At 66.1% G+C, this 4,533-nt stretch carries 3 protein-coding genes and 2 pseudogenes; all 5 read right to left on the bottom strand.

Features of this window, described 5'->3' with window-relative positions; all coding sequences use genetic code 11:
- Positions 1–107: pseudogene (locus JMF82_RS21615) on the bottom strand (EamA family transporter); the annotation flags it as partial.
- A gap of 64 nt (positions 108–171) precedes the next feature.
- Positions 172–2,343, bottom strand: a complete 2,172-nt coding sequence (locus tag JMF82_RS21610) for an AsmA family protein (protein WP_201316585.1) — start codon at positions 2,341–2,343, stop codon at positions 172–174.
- Positions 2,344–2,457: 114 nt separating this feature from the next.
- Complete coding sequence (locus JMF82_RS21605; RefSeq protein ID WP_201316584.1) at positions 2,458–3,252, bottom strand: siderophore-interacting protein; 795 nt, start codon at positions 3,250–3,252, stop codon at positions 2,458–2,460.
- A 22-nt stretch (positions 3,253–3,274) separates the two neighbouring features.
- Complete coding sequence (locus JMF82_RS21600; protein WP_201316583.1) at positions 3,275–3,802, bottom strand: PadR family transcriptional regulator; 528 nt, start codon at positions 3,800–3,802, stop codon at positions 3,275–3,277.
- A gap of 291 nt (positions 3,803–4,093) precedes the next feature.
- Positions 4,094–4,533, bottom strand: a pseudogene (locus JMF82_RS21595) (peptidylprolyl isomerase); the annotation flags it as partial.

Below are 4,533 nucleotides of genomic sequence, written 5' to 3'. Positions count from 1 at the left end.
CACCAGCGGCAAGGCGGCAGGGTGATCAGCTTGCCGAGGATGGCGGTGAAGCCCCACAGCAGGACGCAGAAATGGATCTGCCAGCGGGCTTGGGTGACGGATTGCATGGACGCGCATCGACGGAAACGGGGCGGCGCATTCTAGCGTCGCCGCCGTGCCCGTAGTGCGCAGTTAGTGCTTTTGTGCCGTTTTCGGCGGATTCCTGGTCGAAGGCGGCGTCGCCTTCGATGGGCTGCGCATCTGCTCCAGCACGGTGATGCAGGTGTTGTCGGGTTCGCCCTTGCTGGCGACCACCAGCGGCAACAGCGCGGCCACCGGCGCGGCGAGCACGCCCAGGGCCACGGCACCGCCACCGCGGAGGATCAGCGGGCCCGGCTGGACGCCGACGTCCGGGTTCTTCAAGGTGCCCTTCACGTAAAGCGGCGAACGCAGCGACAGCACGCGCAGGCCTTTCGAGTTCGGGTGCACGTCCAGATCCAGCTTCTCGTTCGCGAAGTTGACCGTGCCGTCAATGCGGACGGTGGCATCTTCGGTATCGAACACGAACAGGCGCGTCTGGAACAGGCCGTTGGTGGCGGCGAGGTCCGATGCGGCGCAGTTGATCTTCACCGTCTTGTCGCCGAACAGCTTGCTGATGATGATGTTGCCCACGTTGAGGCCGGCGGTTTCGAGCAGCGCCTTGCTGATCGCGCCATCGTTCATCAGCAGCTTCACCTCGCCGCTGGAGGTGCCCAGCAATTCGCTCACCGAGTTGCCGCGCGCGTCGAGGGCGGCATCGCCGTTGATTTCGCCGAAGCTCGTTTGCATCGGATCGAACTTCGGGAACAGCTGTTTGAGCTTGAGATGGCGCGCACCGAGCCTGATGTTGCCCTGCATGGGCGTGCGGCTGCCATCGAGGCGCAGGTTGCTGTTGACCTTGCCGCCGGCCAGGTCGAAGGACAGCGGATCGAGCCGAAGCACGCCGTTGTCCATGATCACGTGGGTGGAGAGCGCATCGATGGGCAGGGCCGCGTCGCGCACGATATGCCCGGCGCTGAACGTGACATCGGCATCCATCGCGCGCCAGCGGTCCGTGCGGAACGGTTCGACCGGCAACACCTTGTCGGATGGTTGCGGCGTGGCGTCGCCGCGACGCTGCTTCTCGGCATTGCTGTCGGCGCCGATCAGCGGGGCGAGGTCGGCGAAGCGCAGTACCTGCGATTTCACTTCACCGCTCAGCTTGGGTCGCGGGCCGCCGGTATCGAAGGTCACGTTGCCGCCGATATCGCTGCCGCCCACGCGGCCACGGAAGTTCTCGTACGAGAAATGACTGTCGCCGCGCTTGAGGTTTGCCGTGAGATGACCTTGCGTCGCGAAGGGCGGCGTGTCGGGCAGCGTGACGCCGATCAGCGGATACAGCTTGGCCATGCTGGCGCCGGAGAACCACAGGCGGATGTCGAGCGCGGCCAGGTGCAGCGGGTCGGTAAACGTGCCCACGAACGCGATGTGGCTGTCATCCACGTGGATGTTGGCCTGCAGCGGGAAGGGCTGGTCGGTCTGCTGCAGTGCGAGTACCCCGCCGGTCTTGCCGGTGCCTTTCACGGGCTCGCCCTGGTAGCGGCCTTCGGCCTGCCAGGCGAACTGATAGGCGGCGCGGGTGCTGCCCGGCCGGCTTTCATCCTTCGCATTGGCCTTCGCCACCGCCTGCCGGGCGCCGGCGCCCGCGGTCTTGCCCGCCTGCTCGGCCGCATCGGCGGATTGCTGCGCAACGATCTGGTCGTAGGGAATCGCCTGTTGCAGCGGTTCGACCGTGATCTTCAGGTTCGCCTTGTTCACGGCATCGTCGAACGTGATCTCCGAGTGGTCGAAACCCACGGCATGCAGGTCGAGTGTCCAGCTGGAGGGCTGGTCGCTCTTGCCGAACGTGAAGTCCCAGGTGGCGCGGCCCTGGGCATCGCGCTCCAGGTCGATGCGCGGCCGCACCACGTAGAGCGTGGGAATCTCCACGTGATGGAACAGCAGCCGCAGCGGCGCCAGGCGGAATCGCACGGCATCCAGCTGCGCAAACTGCAGTTGCTTCGCCCAGTCGGGATTGCCGATGACGATGTCGCGCGCCTGCAGGGTGGGCCATGGCACCCATGCCGCAAGGCCGCCTTCGCCCGGTTCGCGCGCCCAACTGACGGTGATGTCACCCTGGATGACGAAGGGGCGGCCCATGGTCTGGCTGACGCGTTCGTTGATGGTCGGCTTGAGCCGGTTCCAGTCGAACGTGGCGACCATGAAGACCGCCGCCGCGATCAAAAGCAGTACGACGGCCACCGGCGCGTAGACGAACCACATGAGCCTTCGGCTGCGCCAGGACATCCATTGCCTCCTGCAATGACCGGCCGGTGCCGGTCGTCGACGCCACTCTTATCCGTGACAACGGCAAATTTTCGTAGTGATGGCGTCCACGCGCTCAGCGGAAGTTCATGCCCGTCACCCAACTTCCTCGTTTTCGCCGGCTTTCCAATAGCCCGTCGCGCGCAACCATTCCTTGGGGACGTTGCGTTCATCGGAGAGATACTGGCGCATGCGGCGCGCACGCGAGGACTCCGCGGCGATCCACCAGAACGTATCGCCCGAGGGTGTGGGAAGGTGTCGCAGCGCGTGTTCCAGCAACTGGCTGGTGGCGGCATCGATGTTGTCGCGCTCCAGCCAGGTGAAGTCGACCCGCGCACGCGATTCGAGCTTCTGCCGATCCGCGCTGCCGGGAATTTCCATCAGCACGATGGCCTGCGCGCCGTAGGGCAGCTCTTCCAGCCAGCGGCTGACCGCGGGCAAGGCGGTCTCGTCGCCGATCATCACGTAATGATCGAAGTCATCCGCCACCATGAAGGAACCCCGCGGGCCGCCGGCGCCAATGCGTTGCCCCGGCTGGGCCTGTTCCGCCCAGGTGGCGGCGGGGCCATCGCCGTGAAGCACGAAATCCACCGTGAGCTCGTTGGCTTCGGCGTCGTAGCGGCGTGGCGTGTAGTCGCGCATGGGCGAAGGCTCGACGCCCTGGGGAAATTCCAGGCGTCCCTGGCCGTGCGTGGGCAGCACGAGCTGGCCGGCGCGGTTGGGGAAGAACAGTTTCGTGTGGTCGTCCGGTGATGCGCTGTGGAAACCACGCAGCGCGTCGCCACCGAACACCACGCGCTGCATATGCGGCGTGATGCGTTCCGTGCGCAGCACTTCGATCTCGCGAAGGACAACGGCGTGGCGCTGCATCTCATGGGCATGTCGGGTCATGGGGATGATCTCGATGGGGGTTTCAATCGTCGGGTTCGGCCGCGATCTCGCTGGCGGCGTGTTCCAGCAGCGCCGCGACGCGCTTCGCTTCGGATGCGTTCCATGCGGTGCCGCGCGCCACCAGCGCATGCTTCACCGCGTGCATGGCGTGTCGCACCGCTGGCGGCAGGGCCATCTTGGCGGCCGTTCGTGCGGCATGGCGCGTGCGCAGCGTCATGGCATCGACGGCGTCGCGGTTGTCGGCCAGGAACCGGCGGCCCGCTGCCGTGGCGGCATAGAGCTTGCGGCCGCCGTGCTCGTGCTCGACCTGCAGCAGTCCCAGCTCTTCCAGCATGGTGAGCGTGGGATAGATCGCGCCGGGACTGGGCGTGTAGTGGCCGTGAAACATGCCTGCGATGCGGCGGATCAACTCGTAGCCGTGCCCCGGCTGTTGCTCGACCAGGGCGAGCAGCAGCAGCTTCAGGTCGCCGTGTCCCAGCAGGCGTTGGTTGCCGGAACGCTCTGGATCGCCGCGCGGCGCGGCTTTGGCCGGGTGTGCAGGGGAGCGCATGATGGCGTCAGTTCGATATATCTAAATAAAACGATATATCGAAATGACGGGTGTGGCAATTCCAGGAGGATATCCAACTCGCGCCGGAATCCAGGAAGTGCAGTTGAGCGCGCTCTTTCGGAGCGTGTTCGACTGGTTGGCTGATGGCGGCGGAGATGCGCTATTGGCGAGGGTCCCTGGTGTGTCTGTCGCGCCTGCTTCTTGCCTTGGTGTTGGCACTTGCCTGGCGATGGGCGTGGTGCCGCATCACCAGGCGGGCAGGACGCCAGACATGGGACCTTGGGGCGCAGCTCAGGGCTGCGCCTTTGCCTCGCGTGCGGGGATGTTGATGCTGCACAGGTCGATCTTGCCGGCCGGGTTGCGGTAGAAGTCGTCGCGGCGATTGCGCTTGGCCTCGATCAATGATGCGAAGGTGGCGCTGTCGGTGCGCAACACTTCGATCTTCGGCCGCTGTTCCGGTGGCAGCTCGGAGGCGAGCTGGATGGCGCTGATGCCCACGCGCTGCTCGGGCTTGTCGTAGAAGCCCAGCGGGCCGGTGCCGCGCGGCAGGCCCGACAGGTACTCCATGCCCTGCAGCACGCGGCCGACCACGGCGAGGTTGCGATCGAGTCCGCGCGGTGCCTGGCCGATCACGACGTACAGGCCGGTGCCGCTGCCGGTTTCCGGATCGGCGTCGCGGCCCACGCCCACCATGCCGTAGCAGTGGGTGAGCCATTCCTGGCCGTGCGCCT

This window comes from Dyella sp. EPa41, assembly GCF_016586165.1.
Lineage (GTDB): Bacteria > Pseudomonadota > Gammaproteobacteria > Xanthomonadales > Rhodanobacteraceae > Dyella.
Note: the sequence above shows the minus strand (reverse complement) of the source record. Positions and strands in the feature narration are given on the sequence as shown.